Below are 22,956 nucleotides of genomic sequence, written 5' to 3'. Positions count from 1 at the left end.
ACCGATACGAGAAGGCAGCCTTGTTCGCGATGATTGATGTAAGGGTGGAACAAGAGCGACGGGCTGCTGCTCGGGCCAAGAATAAGAAGTAAGGAGGCGTACTTATGGCGACGATAGGGGCAAGCTTGCGACTGTACGACCAAATTACGGATACGCTGGCCAAATCCGAGCGGGGAATTGAGTCTATGATCGCAGCGGCTGAGCGGCTTAATACAGTAGCTCAGCGGCATATTGAAATTAAGATTGACACCGGGAAGGCTGCTGCCCAGGTGGATGCACTGACAAGCCGCATTCAAAATATGATAGGCACTTCCACTATTAAAGTGGCAGTGGGTGCGGCAGACATATCACAGCAGATTGGCCAGCTCCAACAGCAATTACGTTCATCACTGGCTGAGACTGCAGTCCGTGTCACCGTAGACGCGGGAACAGTCATTCAGGACGCAGCACAGCTTAAGGGTCAGATTGACGGCGCACTCGCCAATAGCTCTGTGCTTTTGCAACTGGATCGCTCTCGCATTATGGATGGGTTGGCCAGCTTGCGGGCACAAATTAGCAATTCGGCTTCTGCTTTAACGTTACAGCTCACCATTGATTCGGGACATGCCCTTACACAATTGGGAGCGATCAAGCAGCAACTGGCTGCCCAGGCTGGGTCCATCACGGTGACAGTGTTGGCCGATTTGGATCAAGCGAGCTTGCGGGCCGTCACCGCGGCGATAGAAAGGCAGCGCGAATCTGCCGGAAGGCCGATACAACTTCATATCTATACTGCCGGAGCACTGGCGCAAGTTGACGCCCTGAGCGCGCGGATCGCATCGATGATGAACAATTCGGATATTCGTGTGACCGTTGGTGCAGCAGATTTATCCCAAGAGATAGCCCGAATGCAGCAACAGCTTCGTGGCGCAGTGGCGGCAACGGCCATTCAAGTGACATTAGATAGTGGAGCGGCACTCCAAGAAGCTGCCCAGCTTAAAAGCCGTCTTGAGGCTCTGACCAGTCCCCTGCTTATACAAGCGGGTTTGGATGGTTCACGATTACAGAGCGAATTGACTGCCCTTCGTGGCCAACTTGCGGGGACGGCAATGGCTGTATCCATCCCAATGCATATTGACACGGCTCAGGCTGTCGCTCAACTGGGGCCATTGCGTCAGCAGTTAACGAGCATGATCGGCACTGTGGAGATAGAAGTTATGGCCAGGTTGGACCGTTCCCGAATCATGGCCGATCTGGCTGCTTTGCGAGCACAGGCAAGCCATTCAGCAGCGGCTATTGCTTTAACAGTAACGATCAATACTGCGCAAGCTCTGGCACAGGTTGAGCCCTTTAAGCAGCAGCTTGCGACTCAGCTCGGAACGATTGCGGCTGAGCTTCAGATCACTTTGCCGAACGTCTTGCAGGATATGTTGGTCGATTTGCGGCGTCTTGTACTGCAGTTGCTGCGCGGTGTGCGCCGGATCAGGCAGACGCTGCCAACCGGAGCTGCTCAACAGTTAACGGCAGCCCTTCAGCGAATTGAAGAGTTGGAGAGGAAAATACTACAGCTGCAGGAGCAGACCAACAATTCCGTTAACAAAACTCAGGGTAGCACCAGCAATTGGCTTAGCGGGCTTAAGGGTATCCTTGCCACCTTTTTATCTATTGCTGGAGCGGTTAAACTGTTGCATGCTACCGTTGGCGCAGCGATGGAGCAGCTTAAAATGGAGGACATGTTCAAGGCCCGTACCGGGGATGTTCAGGTAGGCTCGGCCATGTTTGATAAATTCAAAGCCGAGGCTCTGGCTGCGGGGCAGGACGTTAATAAATCGTTACAGAGCACACTATCCTTTTTCTCTACAACCCAAAACACAGATCAATTGAGCAAACTCAATAACCTGGCTCAGCGTCTGAATGCCTTTGACGCTGCGGGCAACGGAATTGAGGGTGCAGCCTTTGCTCTGAAGGAAGCTATGTCGGGGGATATCGTATCCTTGGCCGAACGTTTCAATATGTCCAAAACAGATATCCGTGCCTTTAAAATTGATGACCTGGGGAAAGCCGGCGACATGGATGGCTTTATCAAGGCATTTGACCAGCTCCTTGAGAAGCAGAAAATGGGCCAAGCAGCATTTGAGACAATGTTGGCCAGCCCGGCCAAGCAGGTTGAGATCTTGAACAATAACATCAAATCCATGTTTGCGGATGCGGGTGGGGATGCGGTTCAGGCATTGCTGCCGCTCATTAACATGCTTAACACGGCCTTCAAGGAAGGCAAGTTTCAGCCATTCTTTGACGGGCTACGATCTGGGCTTGAGGCTGTGACCAATGTCGCGAAAGAGGTCTTCAATGTTTTTCTGCAGGTCTATGATTTTTTCGTAGGGAACTGGTCTTCCATAGAGCCTGTCATTTGGGGTGTCGTGGGGGCATTCGCTGCGTGGAAGGTAGCGACACTTGCCCAGGCAGCAGCACAAGCTATTGCCACTTTTGCTACCGGAGCGGGCACTGTTGCTATTTTTGCTCAAACGTTGGCGACACAAGGACTGGCGGCAGCCTGGGGAACACTTAACGCCGCGATGAAAGCCAATATCTTTATATTTATCATTTCGGTAATAATCGGCCTGATCGTCTGGCTGGTAAAGCTTTGGCAGACGAATGATAATTTTGCCGCAGCACTCATGCGGGCGTGGAATGGCATTTTGAATTTCTTCGACCGAATTCCCGGATTCTTTTGGCAACTGGTAGAAATGATGATGACCCCCTTTGGCTGGTGGGCGGAGAGCGTAGGTAAAATCTACGATACCGTAATCAACAGCATCATCGAAGGGATTAACTCCATTCTCTCGGTAGTTAATAAAGTTACCGGTTCATCCTATGAGTTGGCCGCGAAATTCAAGTTTGAGGACGTGGCCAAAGACCTTAAAGAATACGCCAATTTGAAAAAAGAGGATGCCTTTAAGAAGGCAGAGGAGAATGCCAAGAAACGTGAGCAGGGCGTCCAGGACATGCTTAATGACCGGGCAAAAAAGCGTGAGGAAGAGAATCAGAAAAAGGCAAATGACAATGCCGCGAAATTCAAGTTTGACGACTGGAACGCAAAAGCTGCTGCAGCCGGTACTCCGAAGGAAATCGACAAGGTAAAGAAGGTCGGAAAAATTGAGGACAAAGTCGATATTTCGAGTGAGGACCTGAAGATAATGCGGGACTTGGCGGAGATGAAGACGATTCAGAATTTTGTCACTCTGACGCCGACGGTATCAATCACAACCGGAGATATCCGGAACGGCGAGGACTTGGATTCTATGATTTCCAAGATCGAAACAGAAATCACCAATCAGATCCAAGCCAGCGCACAAGGCACTTATGGAAATGGTTAGGAGGGGAGAGTATTGAACAATAAGTTTATGAGAATCATCGCATTTGCTCTAACGATTTTCACGCTCGTCCTTCTAGTAAACGGATTTATCGTAGATTTGCAGAAAAGAAAGCTCAACCAGTTGCACAAGCAACAGATTGAGCAGCAGGCCAAACAGTGGCAGGAGTTGATTACGGAATATAGTCACTCTATTCACCGTCTTCAGGAGTTGGCTGATTTGCTTCGGAAGCATCTAATTGCTCCGCTGAAAAACTAGCAATGGCACTGAGCATTTCTTGTATCGCAGTTTCTAGCCGAAGTGCATTTTCATGGTTTTGTCGCAAGACTTCTTTATGATGACGCTCATTTTGCTCCATCTTCTCTTTATGATGACGCTCATTTTGTTCCATCTGCTCTTTATGATGGCGTTCGAGTTGTTCGGTATTCTGGTTGCCCAAATATATTGAGATCGCAATTGGAATTAAAACATTAATTAGCCATTGAAGAATTTGTTGAGTATTGAGCTTCGGAACTACTATCACCGATTGGGTAGAATTGGTTTCTTGTGATTCCTTATCCTGAAGATCAAGGGGGAGAATTTCAAGAATTGCCTCTTGTAAATTTCTTATTTTGGAATAAAAGTTATCATAAGAATGGGCAATTGGATCACTGACTACACTGACTTGTTCTACTATACTTTTTATTTGATTAGTTGCTGAATTTTCCAAGTATCGTGTTGCATCTTGCGCAGCTCTTAAAGCTGAATCTGAAGGGATCATAATATCTCGAACACTCTCACTGAGAGTTAGACGAGATTCAATCATTTGCATTTTTTCAAGCATTTGTTGAGTGGGTGAATCAATTATTCGGTTAATATTTTCGTACCAATTATAAACACCGTTTTTCAAAATACGATCACCTCTTATCTCTAATATTTGGAACTGAATAACATCCAATATTCGACATTATAGGGGTAAAGACCTGCTCCTGAAACCGAAGCTCTATCAAAACGTATTTCCTCCTGTGGCAAAGTTTGGTACTATATTCATAGCATCATGATATAGGAGGGGATACGTTTTGAAAAAGAGCATCATTACACTTGCTGCGGGCGTTCTGATTGGGGTTTCAATTTCTTACGCGGGGCCAGCCTGGGCGGCTGCCAAGCAGTTTATATTAAATGAAGTTAATTATCCGGTTGTTGTGGACGGGAAAGTCTACAAGGATACAAAAGCGCCAATTCTCAATTACAACGGATCCACATACATCCCATTGGCCAAGATCGGCGATCTGACTGGCGTGAACTATAAATGGAATTCTGAAAAGAAACAGGTGGAAATCGGCACGAAGAATTCCAGCAGCGACGGCCCAGCCGGCAGAAAGAACGACAACCTGCAGCCAGACACTGAGGTCAAAATTGAGGAGCCGGTCGTGAAGGGGTACAAAGGAATCAGGGACGAAGCTGACGTGAACATTGAAATAGCCAAGGTTCACAAGGTCTCGCCGCCTCCTTTGTTAAGTCAAGGTTGGATTTCGGAAGATTTGTTTTATGATGTCTTCAAATACAACAAATTGTACAGTGAAGATAAACCAGGTGTCGAGATAGTAAATATCGGTAAGAATTATGATGTTTTAATTACTTTTGAATTCCCGGATGGCTGGTCAGATGCTGACGAACAAAAAGAAATTAATGTAAACGGGGTTAGGGTTAAACGACACCTCGATACGAACTACTATAATATTGCTGATTTTGAAAAGAAGCTAGGCATTAAAAAGTAATATTGCGGGACTAAATCAGCTATGATATGCTTAAAATAGTAATAGGAGCCGGATGGCCGTCCGACTCCCGCACAACATTTTTCGGTGGGAAACCTCCGAGTATGACTCAGAAGAAAATAACCCGTTCCCTTGGCGCTAACCTGGGCGGGTTATTTTCGTTTGTTCAGATAAGTAAGAAAGGCGAGGAAGAACATTCCAAGCATTATTACTTCTGTCAACGAAAATTGCATGTGCGTCACCTCCACTCTGGAGGCGATACTTTCCCACCCAAGTCATGTTGTACTGGATTAGTATACCATTAATAAATAATATTTTCTATTAAAGCCACTCTCTTTGAGTGGCTTTTTTTGGGAGTGAGTCATATGGCAGAGAAAAAAACAAACAATAAGAAAATTAAACATTCATTCCTTCAACTTAGTTTCAACAATGGTGCTGAAACTCTCATTTTCCCAGTTCTTCCTGAGGAAATTCAAGTGAAAAAGAAAGGGAAGGGGCAGGCTTATGATATCGTGGGCCTGGGAGAAGTAAACGTCATTAAGTCACGAGAACTAGCAGAGGTTAGTTTTGAGAGTTTTTTTCCTGCGGATAAGAATGCACCATATTTATCAGTTCCGATAACTCAATTTAATGATCCTGAAACTTGCGTAAAAAAAATAAATGGCTGGCAAGAATCTATTTATCCTTGCCGGTTGCTCGTTCAAACTGAAAATTTAAAATTCACAATCGCGGTGAGCATTGAATCTTTTGAGCGCAGAGAAGTGGCTGGGCACGGCGGAGATATTTACTTTTCCCTTGTTCTTAAGGAATACAAATTTTACTCCACCCGGCGATTAATCACAGAAACAAAGAATGGGAAAACGACAGTCATGCAAGAGCCGGCCAAACGTCCGGACGAGCGGGTCCCGCCAGACACTTATGTGCTGAAGAAGAATGACAACCTATGGAAAGTGGCGCAGCTTCAGCTTGGCGACGGTAGCCGGTGGAAGGAACTTATGAAACTGAACAATATTACTGAAGCACAGGCAAAGCGGCTGCCAGTTGGAATGAAAATAAAATTACCGCCGAAAAGGAAGTGATTTTATGTTTGAAGTCTTCATTGATAACCGGGACGGGATAGTCTGGAATATTTCCCGGATTATATCTCAGTTGAAGATAAAGACCGCCCGGATCGGCAAGGCCACAACAGTAGATATTACCTTCATCAAAAATTCTCCATTTTCGGATGACGAATTCAAATACGGCTGCGGTGATGTCATCCGGATCCGGAAAGATGATATGAACATCTTCTATGGCTATGTGTTCGCCGTTGATGAAGATGAGAATGATGAAGTTAAAATAACTGCTTACGATCAAGTGCGGTACCTGATGTTCAGTGACACAATCGTGATGTCTAATACAACGGCGACGCAGCTCGTCAAAAGGATAATTAAGGAGACGGGACTTAAAGCAGGCGACCTGGCAGACACGGGATATGCGATCCCGAAGATTATGGAGGATGCTCAGCCATTTTTGGATATGATCTGCCGGGCGTTGGATAGTACCCTGATAGCCGATAAAGAACTGTTTGTGTTTTATGACGATTTCGGTAGGCTGAACCTTCGAAATATTAAAGATATGGTTCTGGATATTGTAATTGGTGAAAAGAGCCTTATGTTCAGCTATAAGGACAAGAGGTCCATTGATACGGATACGTACAATCGGATCAAATTGTACAAGGACAACAAGAAGACAGGGAAGCGTGAAGCATATGTCGCCGAGAACAGCACCACAATGGCCAAGTGGGGGCGCCTGCAATACTATCAGAATATTGACGAGAAGATGAATAAGGCGCAGATCAATAAGATGCTGGAGAACATAATGGCCCTGAAAAACAGGGAGCAGCGTTCCCTCAAGGTCGAAGCTTTGGGCGATATCCGGATTAGAGCCGGGAATATCATTTGGCTTGCGATAGAATCAAAAGGCATCAAACAGCAATATGTCGTCAATGAATGCATACAAAATTTTGATGGCGATCAGCACACAATGTCACTTGATTTGGTGGTGTATGGATAATGAGTTTGGTTGATTTAATAAAACAGATAGGGACTGCAGCCGTCGATTCGCAGCATCCCGTAGCCTTGATGTTTGGAAACGTCATAAAAGAGAATCCCTTGGAGGTGAGCGTTAATCAGCGCATTACACTCACAAGGGATTTTTTAGTTGTTCCGGATACGCTCCTTGAACAAAAAATATTAATTGGTGGGACTGAGTATCTTATCCGAAAGCCGCTCCAGCAAGGTGACAAGGTGGCGCTGTTGCGTGTTCAGGGCGGACTGAGCTACTACGTTTTGGACAGGGTGGGGGCAATGGACGAATGATACCCACAGGAGCTGTGCCGGCGGATGCAGAGTTCAACGAGAGCGAGCAGCCCAGCCGGACCTATATGCTGGATTTCGCCCGCGGCCGAGTTTCTGGAATGGTTGATGAACTGGAGGCTGTTAAGCAGGCCGTATACAAAGCTTTGAGCACAGACCGTTTTTTCCACTTCATATACACGACCAATTACGGTTCAGAAGTACAGATCAATTCAGCGGAGACAGAGCTGGAACGCTGGGTTAATGAGGCGCTGCTCCAGGATGACCGGATCACAGCTATTGAGAATTATCAGGTGACGGTTAACGGGGATAGCGCGTTGATGGAATTTACCGTCGTTTCCACCTTGGGACGATTTTCTGTTTCTCAGGAGGTGCAATGATGTACGAAATGTATACCTTTTCTTTTCTGCTGAACCGGATGCTCAGCCGGGTACCGGACACGGTGGACAAGCGGGAAGGTTCCATTATTTATGACGCCTGTGCGCCGGCTGCTGCCGAGCTGGCACAGATGTATATGGAGTTGGAAATGAACGCGGCGCTATCGTTCGCTGATACGGCAAGCGGGGAATTTCTTACCCGGCGAGCTGGAGAGTTTGGAGTTAACCGCTCCCCTGCGACGAAGGCCGTGCGGCGCGGGCTTTTTGTGGATGACAGTGGCAAGCCGCTGAACGTCCCGATCGGCAGTCGCTACAGCATCGAGGACACTGTTTACGTAGTTGCCGCAGCTATTTCTGCGGGAGCTGCAGAGCTTGAATGTGAGACTCCGGGAGTTGTCGGCAATACGTTCTTCGGCCAACTCCTGCCGATTGATTATGTGGCTGGGCTGGCCACTGCGGAGCTGGCGGACATTCTTATTCCTGGTGCTGACGAGGAGAGTGACGACGCGCTGCGCGAGCGATATTATGATGCGGTAAACGAACCGGCATTCGGCGGAAATGTGGCTGACTATAAACAGACGATCAATGCGATCAGTGGGGTAGGGGCCTGCAAGATCTATCCGGCATGGGCCGGGGGTGGCACGGTTAAGGCAACGTTAATCGCATCGGACTGGTCAGCGCCGACGTCGGCCTTGGTCAATCAAGTGCAGACACTTATGGACCCGACGGTCAACAGCGGGCAGGGGCTGGGGCTGGCTCCGATTGGCCACCAGGTCACCATTAAGGGCGTGCAGGCGGTTAAAGTGTCTGTTTCAACGACCCTTACGCTTGCTTCCGGAATGACGCCGGGGCAGGTGCAGGCAGATGTAGAGGCAGTTTTTTCTGCCTACCTGCTTGATTTGCGAAGGGATTGGTCCAACCAGGCGCAGCTTGTCGTCCGGACAGCACAACTCGACGCTCGTATCCTGACCATTGCAGGAATTGAGGATGTGGCTGATACCAAGCTTAATGGTTCGCCCGCAAACCTGACGTTAGGAGCAGACGAGATCCCAACAGCGGGGGCGGTGACCATTAATGTCTAATCCTTTTCTGGAGTATTGGCCGGATATTTATCAGGACATCAAGGATTTTGTAGAGTTGGCGAAGACAGAGGATGTCGAGCTGCAATTAACCGAGAACGCAATTTCTCAGCAGCTTGATGACCAGTTTGTCACATCATCAAGTGTTCAAGCTATCCGGCGTCGTGAGCTGATGTTGGGCATCAAGGCGGACCCGACAAATGAAACGTTGGAATTCCGTCGCCGGCGAATCCTCAACCGCTATCAGACCAAGCCGCCGTTCACGATTCGCTTTTTACAGCAACAGCTCGATTTGCTTGCTGGCCAAGGGATGGCTCTTGCATCTGTTGATGTGGAGGACCTTGTATTGACGATCGCTACCAACGTCAGTAACGCGAGTGTGTTTGCGGAGATTGCCCACACTGTTGATACGATCAAGCCGGTCAACTTGGTCTATCAGCAGGTAGCCGCTCTTGATGCTGAAATCGAGTTGGTAGAGAAAGTTTCTATGAAGACGGTGAACTGGCGATACAAATTGGATGGATCGTGGCAGCTGGGGGCAACACCATTTGCCACATACGGGTCGGAGGTGGCAGTAAAATGATAAGTCCGGGTTTGCTTCGCGATGTGGCCATCTATGTTGACGGACGTATTTCTAAAGTAGTGCTAAATGGAACATATGAAATTAAAGATTTTCGAGTCAAACAGGTCACGGACAGCACCGTGGCCTTAAATTATTTTGTGCCGGTATCGGACGTATCCTTGATTACGCTGATTGAGCTCAAGGACGCTGCTGGGAACGTACTGACATCCAATGAGGTTCACGTTCCGCTGATTGCTGATCAGATTATGATACAAACAATTGATGTTAACGAGCGGGGGGCAGTTTAATGGCAAAGACAAATTGGGGAATGAACGACACGGTCAAGCCTGCCGACCTGAACCAGATCGGACAGGAGATTAATGATACTACTTCGAAACTGACCAATCATACCGGATCAGGTGGTGCTGCCCATTCCGTGGCCACGGCAAGCGATGCTGGATTCATGAGTTCTACAGACAAGACAAAGCTGGACGGTGTACAGGCAGGAGCCAATAATTACTCTCATCCAACGGGTGATGGGAACCTTCATGTTCCCGCAACCGGTACCGGGAACAATGGTAAAGTGCTGAAAGCTGGGAGCGCAGCAGGTAGTGCGGCTTGGGGTAATGTAGCCTTTTCTGAGGTAAGCGGCAAGCCTACTACGTTGAGTGGGTATGGGATTACAGATGCAGCGCCGTCTTCACACGTCGGTGCCGGTGGAACTGCTCATGCTAATGCGACTTCAAGTGTTGATGGGTTTATGAGTGCAGCAGATAAAGGGAAGCTGGATGGCGTTCAGGCGGGGGCCAATAATTATACGCACCCGTCGACGCATCCAGCTTCTATTATTGTACAGGATGCAAACAACCGCTTTATGACGGATGCGGAGCGGAGTAAGCTGTCCGGCATTGCTGCTGGAGCGAATAACTACACACATCCTGCAACGCACCCGCCGTCAATTATTGTTCAGGACGCCAACAATCGCTTTATGACTGACGATGAAAAGGCAAAACTCGGCGCGCTTCCTGCAGGCGGCAATGTTGTTCCGAAAAAAATTCAGCTTGCAAATGAAAATGGCGGTACGATCTTTAAAGTTTATGACTTGGCATCATATAAAAATAATGCAGCAACTGTCCGCGGAGCTCTCAAAATCACCCTTCCAGTAGGCTGGACCAATACGATGATGGATCTGTACTTTAACGGCATCAACTACGGCACCAATAACATTTTGCAATGGGACATGTCGTTGTTTGGCTACAATTATTCGCAAAACGGAACATGGCAAAGAGCGCAGGCGCGGACATCCGGCAATACAATGTTCAAAAGGGTCCGCCTGGGCATTGAAAATGGAAAGTGCATAATTATCGTCGGTGAAGGCACTGATACATGGGAGTATCCCGCCGTCACTATAGCTGCAGGTATTTTTTCTCATACTGTCCCTGCTGCAATTTTAGACGAGCCTTGGAAAATGGAAATTGTGACGAGTTGGGAATCGGCTGTGATTTCGGCTGACATCACCAAGCTGACCACAGGAATTCATGCGGAAACTGTTGGCGGGATGCGGGAAACAGACTTTGTTCCAAACAGAAACATTCTTCCCGGCAGCACAGACTTGGACACTATTAAAGACCCTGGCTTCTATAGACTGGGTGCGTCAAATCCAAACCAGCCGCCGGGAACCAACGGTTATGGGCAACTGCTCTCTGTATATGGGGGGTCTGACACTGCTGCTCAAATGTTCTTTGATTACGTTAATAGTAGCCGCCTTCACTTTCGGTCAGGAAAGCCTTGGCATTCTACCGATCCGTCTTGGGGTCCTTGGAGGCGAATACTTACAGATAACATGATGGGAGCAGGCGGCGGCATTGATGCTGATACTGTGAGGAGTTTTATCATAGGGCAGCACTTAAGAACTACGGATATGGTTACCTTTAAGGAATTAGTTCTGCGTGAGGGCGGGGGACAAATTTATCCTCCAGCAGCACCCACAGGTAACTGGTCCAGGGGCTGGCTTTATAAAGCGCAAGACGGCTCAAATATAGCTGCAATCGGAATGCTGGGCAATAACAAAGGGGAGCCAGTACTAATGCACCTGGCTTACGGGGTAACTCCATGGGACTCTGGCAGAGGCTTGTACATCTTGGCGAACGGCAATGTTGGTGTTCGCACCACTACACCTGAGCAAGCATTTGACGTCAACGGTTGGGCAAGAGCGCAGCGCTTCCTGTCAACTGTAGCCCGCGGGACGGCCCCGCTGGAAGTTTTGTCTGATACAATGGTGGCCAACCTGAACGCTAATTTTGTAAACGGAAAAACAACTGACCAAGACCTACGAACTTCTGATAGCGTGCGGTTTTCGAAAATGGAATCCCGTGGCGGAGCGGACACATTGCGGCTTTATGCAAGTGCAGTGACGGATCATGTGTATTTAGCGATGTACCCAAGATCGGCTGACCCGACTTTAAGGGGGATGTATTTTGGCTACGGCACTGGCGGGTCAAACCAGCTAGTTATGTCAAACGAATTAAACGGCAACATTCTCTTGAACACTCCTAACGGTTATGGTGTTGTATCAAACGGGAAACTAGAAGGCACGGAATTGATTGCGATTAATGGCACAATGGGCGCTTATAAAAGAAAAATAGCTTTTGCAAGCACCGACACTACCGGAAGATGGATGCTTATAGCGAGAATACAAAACAAGGCTAACCCTAATGATTCAACCGAAAACGCAATGTTCAAAGGGACCGCTATTATAGATTCTAGCTATGGTAGAGCTGGGGACAGACAATCTATCTGTCAATTTACATTCGGTTCGAGAAATGGAGTAAGGCCCGCATTCTTCACAGTTGGAGATTATATTCCTGAGTTCAGAATCGTAAGAAAATCTGACGGGTTCCGATATCTCTATCTATACCAAACAGCCTATAGCAGACGAGTCATATTTGATTATTATAACTGGGACTGTTTGGAATACTGGACTATTGAAGACCCAAATTCGTTAACTGGTGCTACACTGCTTTGGAGTTCTGTGGACAGCGGACAAAATGTTCAAGATGTATACGTTGGTAACCAAAAAGCGGTTGTTGAGGGGTCTATCCCAAATTTACAGTCCCTAAATATTGCAGCGAACATAACTCTTGATGCGTCTACAACAGAAAGTGCCATCAGATTTGATTATCCAGGAACAAATAGTCCGCGCGTGGGAATTTACAGCAACCCTAATGGTAATACTTTTGGCATTTATGACTGGGGCAATAGCAGAGGAGTTATGACATATTCCCAATCGACAAATATTGTTACGTTTAGCTCTGGCGTGAACTTGGTGGGTATTCCGACAGCTGTCACAGCTCCAACCGCTGATAACTCAACTAGACTCAGTACAACTGCCCATACTCAAGCAGCCATAGACGCTAAAGTGGGCGCGCTGTCTGGGCTGAACACAACAGCGAAAAATAATGTTGTTGCTGCGATAAATGAGCTTTTTACATCTGTCAGTGACGGTAAAGCATTAGTCGCAGGTGCGATTACTGACAGAGGGGTACCGACACCTGCGAACGCAACTTTCCAACAAATGGCTAGCAATGTAAACGACATCCCATTCGCCAGAAAGGGAATGATTTGGGGAACTGCTATTAATGATGGAAGATACTATAAAACCGTTGTGTGGACTGGAATTAGATACATCGCTTTTGCTGAGGGTAATCCTTCATACTACCGAATTTCAAGTGAAGAACCTTCAACACCATCCTCCACATCTCAGGTCACTTGGGGTTCGCCTATAGCTATGACAGGCGTTGGGGCTAACTCTTGGATCGTGGACAGTATCCAAGCTGGCGGTAAGACAGTTGTTCTACTTTGGGGTGGTGGTGGCTCTGGAGGTCAAGTCTCGTTTTCTACTATCGGCGATGGCAATGGCTGGACATACGGAACTGCAGGTGAATCAACAGGTTGGGGAGAAAACAGATCAATCACTTGGGGTAACAACTTGTATGTAGCAGCCCGTAACAACTCTGCAGGAGACATTACGAACCCCAGGTCAATCATTACAAGCCCAGATGCAATTACTTGGACAGTAAGATCACTGCCAGCCACAACAGGAGGTCCGTCTGTTGAAACTTGGGGTCAAGTAGCTTTCGGTAACAACATGTTCATCTGCTTATCTGTCGACGGCACATCTGGCACAGGTAACATTGCTCGAAGACTAATGACAAGTACCAATGGCACCACTTGGACATGGAGCACTGTACAGATTCCGTTTGCTACAAGCTATGTAATCTGGGATGGAAAACAATTTGTTGCTGTCGGAAGAGATTTGACAACTAACCGGGCAAGCTCCATGACAAGCCCGAATGGTACCACCTGGACAGTATCACCAACGCCGACACAATATTCAAATATTGGCTTCTACCATGTGTCCTATGCAAATGGTATGTATATGGCGGTAATATCGTTCCAAAATCCGGGCTTGTTATTTACGTCAAAGGATGGCTTGCAGTGGAACCCAAGAGACTTGACAGGAGTCACTTCAAACTCACGAATGATGCAAACTGCAAGTGGTAATAAAACTTCCGTGCTTGTGGGCGGGAGGGCTGATACTAACGGAGCTAATATTTGGTACTCCTATGACAGGTACTAAGCTAAAATTTACAGTAAATCAAAGCCCGCAAAAGCAGGGCTTTGTCTTATTTCAAGGAGGAGAAACCTATGATTAGTAAAGTGGGGCAAACAATACTGACGGCCGCTGTGGGATCGTCGGGGAAAGAAACAGCCATCGGGGGAGCAGTTGCAGCCATCGGGACTTTCTTAGCCGCATCATTAGGGGGTTGGGATACTGCTCTTAAAATTTTAGCTTACTGTATGGCAATTGATTATATTACGGGATTTCTGGGGGCTGTTAAAACCAAAACTCTAAACAGCGAAGTCATGTATTGGGGCGGCATTCGCAAAGGGGTCGTCCTATCCATGGTAGGTCTTGCTGTTTTGTTTGACCAGCTTGTCGGCAATGAAGCTCCTGTATTAAGAATGGTCGTACTTTACTTTTACATTGGCCGTGAAGGGCTTTCTATTATTGAAAATCTAGGCGTATTGAACGTCCTCGTTCCACAAGCAATGAAGGATCGTCTCCAGCAGCTTAATGGGAAGGGTGAACAGAAATGAAAATTGCACTTGATGCAGGACATGGCCCGGACACTCCAGGCAAGCGCACTCCGGATGGAAGCATGAGGGAATTTCAATTTAATAATGTTGTGGCCAACTATGCCGCTGAGCTGCTGAAAAGCTATGAGGGTGTACAGACAATCTTTACACATGCCCCTGATGGTAGCCGGGATGTTCCGCTCAAGGAACGGACGAATAAGGCAAATTCATGGAAAGCAGATATCCTGATTTCCATTCATGCGAATGCCAGCGGCGATGGTTGGAGCAATGCAGAAGGGATTGAGACGTTTACCTACATCTTGCCATCAGCAGCATCTATTAAGCTGGCCACAGCCGTACAAAGGAAACTGGTTCTTTCTACAGCGCGACGCGATCGCGGCGTTAAGCAAGATAACCTGCACATGGTCCGTGAGGCTCGGATGCCGGCCATTCTTGTAGAATGTGGCTTCATGACAAATCGAGCGGAAGCGGAACTATTAAAGGCGAACTCATATCGAATGGTATGTGCTAATGCCATCGTTGAGGGGATCGCAGCAGCATATGGGCTGGTAAAAAAAGAAGTAAAGGAGGAACCTGATATGTCAGGACAGTTCACGGATGTTCCGGCAACACACTGGGCTACTGGCGCGATCAGCACAGCGGTTGAAGCCGGAGTCGTTAAAGGCTATGCCGACGGCACATTCAAGCCGGATCAGTCGGTTTCGCGCGCGGAGTTGGCGGTCATTATTGCAAGGCTGTTGAAACAATAGACAAAATAAAACCCGCCTGGCCAGGCGGGTTTCTTGGCTACACCGTATCATAATCTGTCCATTTTTTCATTACTGCTTCCACAGTAGGAGCGGGGTTCATATAGGAGTACAATGAAACGACTGTTTCTATTGCAACGCGAAGATCGTTATAAGTTTCCCTCTGAAAGTCTCCTTCAAAAGTCTGATATTCGTATTGGCCAGACTCTTTTTTTACTTCAAGAATTTTATAATTATAAACCCAAGTGCTGCGCCTTAATCCGGGGTAAACGGATGTGACGATATATTCTACGTCAATCCCTATCGCCTGCAGCTCTTCCTCTATCTCTTTTTTACTTTTTAACGCTGATTTTCTATAGTCAGCATCAGTATTTCCGTATAATGGATCAACCTCGTTGGAAATTGGTTCTTGTAGCTGCCGGGCAATATTCTCCCAAATTCGCATTTTTTCATATATTGCTGGAGTCATCGGGCTTTACCTCTCTTCCATTTTCTTTGTTATGCTGCGCGATTATTTCCTTTGCTTTCGGCTCCAGCTCTCGGTTCATCTCTAATTTGAAGCTGAAATAATCTCTTTCCCGGTTTTCAATCCACCACGACGAGGAATCCTGATTGATCCTCTCGTCTACCCATTCATGCATTATGGCCAATATTTTTTCGCCAGCAACATTAATGGGTTTCCTGTTGGAAATCGAAGATTTCAATTTCTCCAATTCTTCAAGCACACCCGGACGTATTCTTGTTGCCTGTTCAATTTGTTTCTCGCTGCCGGTGAGCGGAGAAAGCTCCTTCAGCAATTCTACTTCCTCGGCAGCGGCCGTTATAGCAGCCCTGTAACAATCCCGACATTGTCGATTTAACGCTGAAGTTATGTGCCGGTCACGATCCTTGTTATCACCATAAAGCTGTTCCCGTATAACATGGCCGCATGCATACGTCACTTCATTCCATGTCAAGTGCGTTAGCCCCTTTTGTTTTTAATTGCCCGAAGCATTGCTGTTACACTTATCGTAAGAGCTGCAAGGCTTATGATCAAAGTTATTGTATCCATTAGGCATCCTCCTTTTAAGCTGCATTACAATTCATAGCTATCTATAAATTCCGTTGCCTCTTCCATGGAACATGCTTCCCAGTCGTACAAGCGGTATCCTTCTCCATATTGCCATTCTTCAGATGTATATACTTTAAAAGTCGGTAGCTTTGTCGTTGTGTCATTACTTTCTTTTATTTTGAAGCCTTTATAACTGATGACTTTTGATTTACGTGCCATTCGCATTCCTCCCTCAGCAGATTGTTACACTCAGCCGTTTATGTTAAGATTGGGAGGAGGGGAGGCTATTCCCCTCCGAGGGAACCTATTTACGTTTGCGTGGTGCGCGGCGTTTTTTGGTTCCTTTTTTGTTTTTCTCTTGGCTTGCCACCCGGAAAAGCATGACTGCTGTTACCAACTGGATGACCGCCGTGAGAAGCCCTACCCAATCTTTCATCTTTTCACCCTTTCGGAGGTCATTCTCTCAACCTCTTAATTAAATTATAACATAATTATTCCAAAAAGTAAACTACAGTTTATATTTAATAAATTATGTTTTATAAAAAGTGAATTGAAGTTTACGTATTAGGGATTTTAGTATAATATGGTATGAGGAAACTTTTTAGAAAGGGTTGGGAATATGCTGACTTTCGAACCATTTCGTCACTGGTGTTTCGTGAATAAAAAAGAGCGAAAGGATGTAGCGGCAGAAACAGGCTTTTCGATGCCAACTATCGGAAATATATATAATGATAAATTTCCTTTTAAGACAGATACGCTGGAAACATTATGCCGTGTTTACGGCTTAAGGGTTGAACAAGTAATTGAATATAAACAGGATTAAAATGGACCCGCGCATGCAGGTCTTTTTTTATTGTAAATTGGAAGTTTTCTTGTATAATAGGAACAAGTGTTCTGTATAAAGAAAGGGTGATAGTAATGGGGAAAATTACACCGAAGCAAAAGAGAGTCTTAAATTTCATTGTTTCATTCGTCAGTCAGCACAATTATCCGCCCACACTTCGAGAAATTGGGGCAGAGCTGAACATTACGTCTACAAGCACCATACATGCTTATTTGACCCGCCTTCAAAATAATGGGTTCATACGTTGGGAGCCATCAGCTCCACGCACAATCAGAGTACTGGTCAATGCTGAGTGATCTGGAGCGCAAGGTCCTGCGCATCTGCTATAATTATTCTGTGGCCAATCGTAGGCCGCCAACGATCCGGGAGCTTTGCATCAAAACAGGCAAGCCTATTGGTCGAATTAAATTTATTCTTCATCAACTGACGGCCAAACAGTTTCTAGAATGGAATCCGGAGCGGCATGGCGAGATGCGGGTCATTCAAGCTTGGGAATTCAATTTTGGACGATAATATTAAGAGAGCCCTGGCAAATGCCAAGGCTCTTTTTTTCGTTAGTGGGGCATGGGGCAGAATGGGGCAAAAATGGGGCAAAACATTCTTGAAATATTAATATTGCTTACCAATCATTACAAACCACGTTGAAACGAACGCTATATATAATAATAGGTTTACGATTATTTAATAACCGTTAATAGCGGCCATATTAGCCTTCCAAGCTAATAGCGTGGGTTCGATTCCCATCACCCGCTCCATACATAATAAGTGATAACCCTTGCGCAGCAAGGGTTTTTTTGTTGTTGTTTTTTGATATGTGACAAGCGTTTTTGCCCTATGGGGCAGGTCAACGGGGCAAATTTGACCCGTTGTGGATGTAGACTCTCCAGTTGCTTGGTAAAAACCCGACTTGCCTTGGGGGGAACTGCCTATGGTATGTTTTTTTAGTCTCCCAATCCCTCGACGATTTCACTTGCCTCTTCTTTCGACTGAGTCAACAGCAATTGTCCTTCCACTTGTATGAATGCTAATGCTTCGTCAAGGGTTGCTTCCCCGCGAAGGATCGTATCAAAATGTTTTTTTATAATCATTGGCAGCTTCTCATGAAAAACACCGGGTACGGCAGGATACTCCCTGCTATGCATCTTCGGCGGCAATTTATAAAAAGGTTCAAGGCTCCGTCCCCCGATTTCTTGCATTTGCTCTGCCCAGATCGACTCTCCCGGAGTTCCTTTATCTGGACCAATACTATATTTGAGATACTCCCATGCAGCTTCAATATTTGCAGAAGAACTATTAATGCCATAAATTTTTTGGATTTCCCAATTTGTATTTTCGGGGTTCTCCGGATTTATAGGAGCCGTTACAATCCCCCAGTCGAACATGACCCTGTCTTTGAGTCTATCCGGATCATACAAGGGATCATTCAATTTGCCGGCCATAAAGGGATAACTTAAATTTAAAGCCGCCTTGCCTGCAACAAATTTTTCTGGAGCCAGATCTTCTTGTATGACCACATTTCCGGATTGAATGCCGGATAGCACGGTTTCAAAAAGTTTCTTCCATTCTTTATTTTGAACGGTGACTTGATCTCCTTCGGCATCCAAATAAGGAAGATCTATTGCCTTGGCCATATCCACAATAAAGGCCCCTTCCCCATAGATATATCCACTGATGTGCAGTCCATCAATACCGTCCCGGCTTTCGGCCACAGGAAACCGCTGTGCCAGTTCAATAACCTCTTCCCATGTCATATTGTCTTCCGGATAGGGGATTTGGTACTTATTGAACAAATCTTTATTAAAATAAAGTGCCTGAGAAGAGAACCACAAAGGTAAACCATACAGCTTGCCGCCTCCCTGTGCACGCGTATAGTCAATTAAGGATGGCACCATCTTATCAATAGGATATTGCTCCTTCCTAATGATAGGCTCCAGATCAACCAGCTTACCCTCCGCCACCAACTTGCGATATAAGCCAGGGGGAACGCGAATCACATCCGGCATTTGTTCAGAAATCACCTTTTCCGTCAGTGCGTAACTGGTCGCAAACCGGTCGTCTAGTATAACCGGCTCTAATGTGATATCAGAGAACTTCTCAGAGAAATCCCTAACAACACTGAATTGAAAACTATACTCATCTGAAGCCATAATTCTGAGCTTGACCGGCTCTTTTTCTTTAGTAGTGCCGCTGCAAGAAGCCAAAAGCGTGCTTGCGGTCAGTAGCAGGACCAACAGTAAATTTGGACGCAACTTTTTGTGTATGCGGATCATAGAAACACCCCCGGAAATATAAATTATCCAATAATATCCTTTTATTATATCGTATTTACATCCGTTTTAGATACCTGTTCATTAACTGAATAGCGAAAAACAAAATTTGGATATTATGATATAATTGCAAAAAAAAGGAGGTGCAGTGTGCGAAAGTATAACAACCTGCTTTCTGCTGTCATCATTATAATGCTGCTGCTGTTAGGCGCGTGTTCTGGGGATGGCCGCGAACCTCCGGATCCAAATACAAGTGCGTCGATTAAAGTCATGTATTGGGATGAGGAATCATTTTATCGAAAATACGGCAAATGGTTCAATCAGAAATTTCCTAAGGTTAACATTGAAGTGGTCAGCAAACCACGGATTGGCAGCGATTTAGGGACCGGGGATCGTAAGGAACAACTAAATCAGCTGATTCAACAGGAGCGGCCGGATCTATTGTTGCTCAATTTGCAGGAATACGAGAAGTTAGCAGCAGACGGTGAATTATATCCGCTTGATGTTCTGATTCAACAGGATGAATTTGATATAGAAGGTATGCATGCTACGGTCCTGGATGCGCTTAAGGAGCGGGGAAACGGCAAATTATACGGCTTAGCATCAGCGTTCTATTCATCAGCGTTATTTTACAATTCCGATTTATTTCAGGCTTATGGGGTCGAACCGCCGCAAAACCAAATGACATGGGAACAAATTATGGATCTGGCCAACAGGTTTCCATTATCTGAAGACAGGGAGGAACGGATTTACGGCTTTCAGCTGGCAGAATATAACGGGATTTCTCAATTGATTCTGGATTGGGGGAAAACTGAAAATTTAAAGTTAAGTGATGAGGATGGGAAATTGATTTTTGACTCGGAGCGATGGAAGCAGGTATATGTGTCAGTTATAGATTTGCTTAGCACCGGGCGATTATATATTCCGAATCCCCCGAATGCCGGTTCACTTGAAGAGGAGGCCGATTTATTCGCTTCAGGACGCGCAGCGATGAGAATAAGCGGTCCATCATACATTAACCGGTTAGAGACTTCAAAAGCGCCATCCCATTGGAAAATGGTCAGCGTCCCCGTAAGTTCTTCCAACCCCACAGATTCTGCCTATATGAGCCTTGCTGATTTGTTCGGTATTCGGGCTGATTCGGAACACACCAGCATTGCATGGGAATTTATTAAATTTGCAAACAGCGAAGAATTTGCCAAAGCCGAGTCCTTCACCATGGGGGATGGGCTTCTCACCCGGACTCTATTCAATGCCAATACAAGCAATCTTGAGCTGGAACCATTCTACATGCTGAAGCCGCAAGCGAATCATTTGAACTTATCGAATCTGCCTCCATCATTCTATCAGACGTTCTCGGGAATTATCGAGGCACGGACACGGGAAGTGCTTGCTAACAAGCTGACTGTTGAGGAAGCCATTATGACCATACAGCAGCAGGGCAATGATGGCGTTCCGGGTTTGCCACAGTAACAGTAACGTAATCTGCAAACTGTAAGATGCTAGTGAACATGGCGCAAAAGGCAAGGTCATGTTCATTATTTTCATTGCAAAAAGGCCGTTCCCGGATATGACTTATGGGGGCGGCCTTTTGATTTATATCGTCTTCTGATTTTCATTTTATAGAACGTTTCATTGTCTTTATTGAAGAAATCTATTAGACAGCAGAGTTTGGAAAGTGGTAAATTTGGAATTATATCACACTAAATCAATAGGAATAATCAAAATGGAGGGTTAAGATATTATGAATCGTTATTATCGCCGGACCATGCTTTATGGAATGACAGCGCTCATGCTTATTTTATCTGCGTGCAGCGCATCGGGCAATCCGCCTGCACCAGCAGCAACACAGACACCGGCCGCCAAACAAGCACAAGCTTCTGATGATTCTGCATCACAAGGAGAGAAAGTAGTCTATATCGGTATCGTCAATGCCCCCGTTACATTGAATCAGATTAATGATCAGGGGGACTCCGCTGCTGACAATGCGATTGCGTTAATTAATGACTCTTTGCTTGATTTAAATGAAGATTTTGAATTTCTGCCGAAGATCGCCGAATCTGTGGACACGAAGGATAATCAAACATTTGTCGTCAAGCTGAATGCTGCTGCCAAGTGGAATGACGGCGAGCCGTTCACCACGGCTGACGTTGCTTTTACCCTTCAAACAGCACTTCACCCGAAGGTGGATACCAACTTCAAATTGAACTTCATCGAAGGCGTGAATAATGCGGGCAAGCTGGATGAGGGCACGACAGAGATCAGCGGCCTGAAAATCGTGGATGACAAAACCTTCGAGGTGAGAACGAAAACGCCGATTGATCCGCTTATTTTCAAGGAGCGTTTTGGAACCAAAGTGTTCTTTTTGCCCCGGCATATTCTCAAGGACGCAGCCCCGGAACAACTTTCCACACATCCGTACTTCCAGAAGCCTGATGTCACAATAGGCGCCTTCAAATTCGGCAGCTTTGCCCAGGGCCAGCATGTTGAGGTCGTCAAGAATACGAATTATTACCGGGAAGCGGCCAAACTCGATAAAATCTTTATCAAGGTATTGCCGGCTGCGAATCTCGTGGCCCAGCTGCAAACCGGGGAGATTCAGCTGAACTCCGTCCCGGTAGGTCTCATTCCCATTACCGATTATGAGAAGGTCAAAGGCTTTGAGAATGTAGAGCTGGCTTCAGGAAATCCTTCCGTGCCGCCTGAAATTTTTTTCAATAGCGAGAAAATAGCAGATTCCAAGGTCCGTCAGGCCATTGCCTATGCGCTGAACCGTACACTCATTGTGGAGCAGCTGTTGAAAGGGCAGGGAGAAGTTATTGATGGCGGCATTCCAAGCTACCATCCTTACTACAACAAGAACATTGAGAACTATGCCTATGATCCGGAAAAGGCGAAAAAGCTGCTGGAGGAGGCGAAATGGGATTACAGCAAACCGATTCAATTCCTCGTTCCGGTGGGCAATAAAATCCGGGAGCAAGCTGCGGATATTCTGGTGCAAAATCTGACGTCCATTGGCCTGAAAATTGATGTGCAAAAGTATGATTTTGCGACATTAATTCAAAAGGTCCGCAAAGGCGAGTACGACATTACGATTTTCACCCGCGACTTTTATATTGAGCCGAGCTCATACTTCACACTGTTCAAGAGCGATAATGCGGGCAATTTTTTGAAATATAAAAATCCGCTGGTGGACGAGCTGATTGTCAGCGGGGAAACGGAGGCTGATCCGGCCAAGCGCCATGAGATTTACAACAAGCTCCAGGAAACGCTGCATCAGGATGTCCCGGCTCTGGCTGTCTATTCTGAAAAAAGGCTGCTTGCCGTATCCAAAAACGTACTTGTCGGAAAGCCTCGCGATATCGGGATGTTTAATAACATTAACGAATGGGATTTGAAAAAATAG

At 46.3% G+C, this 22,956-nt stretch carries 24 protein-coding genes; 18 read left to right on the top strand and 6 right to left on the bottom strand.

Annotation, left to right across the window (positions count from 1 at the left end):
* Nucleotides 1–104 precede the first annotated feature (104 nt).
* Complete coding sequence (locus H583_RS35060; protein WP_051235855.1) at nt 105–3,356, top strand: hypothetical protein; 3,252 nt, start codon at nt 105–107, stop codon at nt 3,354–3,356.
* Nucleotides 3,357–3,368: 12 nt separating this feature from the next.
* Entirely contained in the window at nt 3,369–3,611 is a 243-nt protein-coding gene (locus H583_RS36435; RefSeq protein ID WP_054708973.1) for a prefoldin domain-containing protein, read from the top strand.
* Here H583_RS36435 and H583_RS0102020 read toward each other — a convergent pair.
* The gene (locus tag H583_RS0102020; protein WP_154665774.1) at nt 3,544–4,242 is read right to left on the bottom strand and encodes a hypothetical protein; all 699 of its coding nucleotides are present in this window, start codon (nt 4,240–4,242) and stop codon (nt 3,544–3,546) included. The two genes, H583_RS36435 and H583_RS0102020, sit on opposite strands and share 68 nt — an antisense overlap.
* Nucleotides 4,243–4,411: 169 nt before the next feature.
* Between H583_RS0102020 and H583_RS0102015 the strand changes: the two genes are divergently transcribed.
* The 11 genes from H583_RS0102015 to H583_RS31580 all read left to right on the top strand — a co-directional run bounded on the left by H583_RS0102015 (nt 4,412) and on the right by H583_RS31580 (nt 15,391).
* Nucleotides 4,412–5,110, top strand: coding sequence for a stalk domain-containing protein (locus H583_RS0102015; protein WP_028559016.1), 699 nt, complete (start codon nt 4,412–4,414; stop codon nt 5,108–5,110).
* 362 nt (nt 5,111–5,472) lie between these two features.
* Entirely contained in the window at nt 5,473–6,186 is a 714-nt protein-coding gene (locus H583_RS0102005; protein ID WP_051235853.1) for a LysM peptidoglycan-binding domain-containing protein, read from the top strand.
* Between the two features lie 4 nt (nt 6,187–6,190).
* Nucleotides 6,191–7,162: an XkdQ/YqbQ family protein gene (locus H583_RS0102000; protein ID WP_028559014.1), complete on the top strand. Its 972-nt coding sequence runs from the start codon at nt 6,191–6,193 to the stop codon at nt 7,160–7,162.
* Nucleotides 7,162–7,467, top strand: a complete 306-nt coding sequence (locus H583_RS0101995) for a DUF2577 domain-containing protein (RefSeq protein ID WP_028559013.1) — start codon at nt 7,162–7,164, stop codon at nt 7,465–7,467. The genes H583_RS0102000 and H583_RS0101995 overlap by 1 nt, the downstream gene beginning before the upstream one ends.
* Nucleotides 7,464–7,844: a DUF2634 domain-containing protein gene (locus H583_RS0101990; RefSeq protein ID WP_028559012.1), complete on the top strand. Its 381-nt coding sequence runs from the start codon at nt 7,464–7,466 to the stop codon at nt 7,842–7,844. Before H583_RS0101995 ends, H583_RS0101990 begins: the two co-directional genes overlap by 4 nt.
* Complete coding sequence (locus H583_RS0101985; protein WP_342663504.1) at nt 7,841–8,923, top strand: baseplate J/gp47 family protein; 1,083 nt, start codon at nt 7,841–7,843, stop codon at nt 8,921–8,923. The genes H583_RS0101990 and H583_RS0101985 overlap by 4 nt, the downstream gene beginning before the upstream one ends.
* Entirely contained in the window at nt 8,916–9,503 is a 588-nt protein-coding gene (locus H583_RS0101980; RefSeq protein ID WP_028559010.1) for a putative phage tail protein, read from the top strand. Before H583_RS0101985 ends, H583_RS0101980 begins: the two co-directional genes overlap by 8 nt.
* On the top strand, nt 9,500–9,790 hold the full coding sequence (locus H583_RS0101975) for a hypothetical protein (protein WP_028559009.1): 291 nt from the start codon (nt 9,500–9,502) through the stop codon (nt 9,788–9,790). Before H583_RS0101980 ends, H583_RS0101975 begins: the two co-directional genes overlap by 4 nt.
* Nucleotides 9,790–14,121 carry a pyocin knob domain-containing protein gene (locus H583_RS0101970; protein WP_028559008.1) on the top strand — a complete coding sequence of 1,444 codons (4,332 nt, stop codon included), beginning with the start codon at nt 9,790–9,792 and terminating at the stop codon, nt 14,119–14,121. Before H583_RS0101975 ends, H583_RS0101970 begins: the two co-directional genes overlap by 1 nt.
* 68 nt (nt 14,122–14,189) lie before the next feature.
* A complete protein-coding gene (locus tag H583_RS0101965) occupies nt 14,190–14,642 on the top strand; it encodes a phage holin family protein (RefSeq protein ID WP_081666936.1) in 453 nt (150 codons plus the stop codon).
* On the top strand, nt 14,639–15,391 hold the full coding sequence (locus tag H583_RS31580) for an N-acetylmuramoyl-L-alanine amidase (RefSeq protein WP_081666935.1): 753 nt from the start codon (nt 14,639–14,641) through the stop codon (nt 15,389–15,391). The genes H583_RS0101965 and H583_RS31580 overlap by 4 nt, the downstream gene beginning before the upstream one ends.
* A gap of 37 nt (nt 15,392–15,428) precedes the next feature.
* Here the strand turns inward: H583_RS31580 and H583_RS0101955 are convergent, their stop codons facing one another.
* From H583_RS0101955 to H583_RS37820, 4 genes are all read right to left on the bottom strand, one after another.
* Complete coding sequence (locus tag H583_RS0101955; protein ID WP_028559006.1) at nt 15,429–15,857, bottom strand: hypothetical protein; 429 nt, start codon at nt 15,855–15,857, stop codon at nt 15,429–15,431.
* Nucleotides 15,838–16,344 (bottom strand): hypothetical protein, encoded by a 507-nt coding sequence (locus H583_RS0101950; RefSeq protein ID WP_154665773.1) that lies wholly within the window; start codon nt 16,342–16,344, stop codon nt 15,838–15,840. The genes H583_RS0101955 and H583_RS0101950 overlap by 20 nt, the downstream gene beginning before the upstream one ends.
* Before the next feature lie 119 nt (nt 16,345–16,463).
* Nucleotides 16,464–16,658 (bottom strand): hypothetical protein, encoded by a 195-nt coding sequence (locus H583_RS0101940; RefSeq protein ID WP_028559004.1) that lies wholly within the window; start codon nt 16,656–16,658, stop codon nt 16,464–16,466.
* Nucleotides 16,659–16,743: 85 nt separating this feature from the next.
* Nucleotides 16,744–16,875, bottom strand: a complete 132-nt coding sequence (locus H583_RS37820; RefSeq protein ID WP_281170084.1) for a hypothetical protein — start codon at nt 16,873–16,875, stop codon at nt 16,744–16,746.
* A 183-nt stretch (nt 16,876–17,058) separates the two neighbouring features.
* Here H583_RS37820 and H583_RS0101930 point away from each other — a divergent pair, with 183 nt between their 5' ends.
* From H583_RS0101930 to H583_RS0101925, 3 genes are all read left to right on the top strand, one after another.
* Complete coding sequence (locus tag H583_RS0101930) at nt 17,059–17,262, top strand: helix-turn-helix domain-containing protein (RefSeq protein ID WP_028559003.1); 204 nt, start codon at nt 17,059–17,061, stop codon at nt 17,260–17,262.
* 95 nt (nt 17,263–17,357) lie between these two features.
* Complete coding sequence (locus H583_RS38050) at nt 17,358–17,579, top strand: LexA family protein (RefSeq protein WP_081666933.1); 222 nt, start codon at nt 17,358–17,360, stop codon at nt 17,577–17,579.
* Complete coding sequence (locus H583_RS0101925; protein WP_028559002.1) at nt 17,569–17,796, top strand: LexA family transcriptional regulator; 228 nt, start codon at nt 17,569–17,571, stop codon at nt 17,794–17,796. The genes H583_RS38050 and H583_RS0101925 overlap by 11 nt, the downstream gene beginning before the upstream one ends.
* A gap of 428 nt (nt 17,797–18,224) precedes the next feature.
* Here the strand turns inward: H583_RS0101925 and H583_RS0101920 are convergent, their stop codons facing one another.
* Nucleotides 18,225–19,553 carry an ABC transporter substrate-binding protein gene (locus tag H583_RS0101920; protein ID WP_028559001.1) on the bottom strand — a complete coding sequence of 443 codons (1,329 nt, stop codon included), beginning with the start codon at nt 19,551–19,553 and terminating at the stop codon, nt 18,225–18,227.
* Between the two features lie 147 nt (nt 19,554–19,700).
* Here H583_RS0101920 and H583_RS0101915 point away from each other — a divergent pair, with 147 nt between their 5' ends.
* Nucleotides 19,701–21,023 (top strand): ABC transporter substrate-binding protein, encoded by a 1,323-nt coding sequence (locus H583_RS0101915; protein ID WP_028559000.1) that lies wholly within the window; start codon nt 19,701–19,703, stop codon nt 21,021–21,023.
* A 271-nt stretch (nt 21,024–21,294) separates the two neighbouring features.
* The gene (locus tag H583_RS0101910) at nt 21,295–22,956 is read left to right on the top strand and encodes an ABC transporter substrate-binding protein (RefSeq protein WP_028558999.1); all 1,662 of its coding nucleotides are present in this window, start codon (nt 21,295–21,297) and stop codon (nt 22,954–22,956) included.

This window comes from Paenibacillus pinihumi DSM 23905 = JCM 16419 (assembly GCF_000422505.1).
Lineage (GTDB): Bacteria > Bacillota > Bacilli > Paenibacillales > Paenibacillaceae > Paenibacillus_D > Paenibacillus_D pinihumi.
This window is presented reverse-complemented; position numbering and strand designations above follow the sequence as displayed.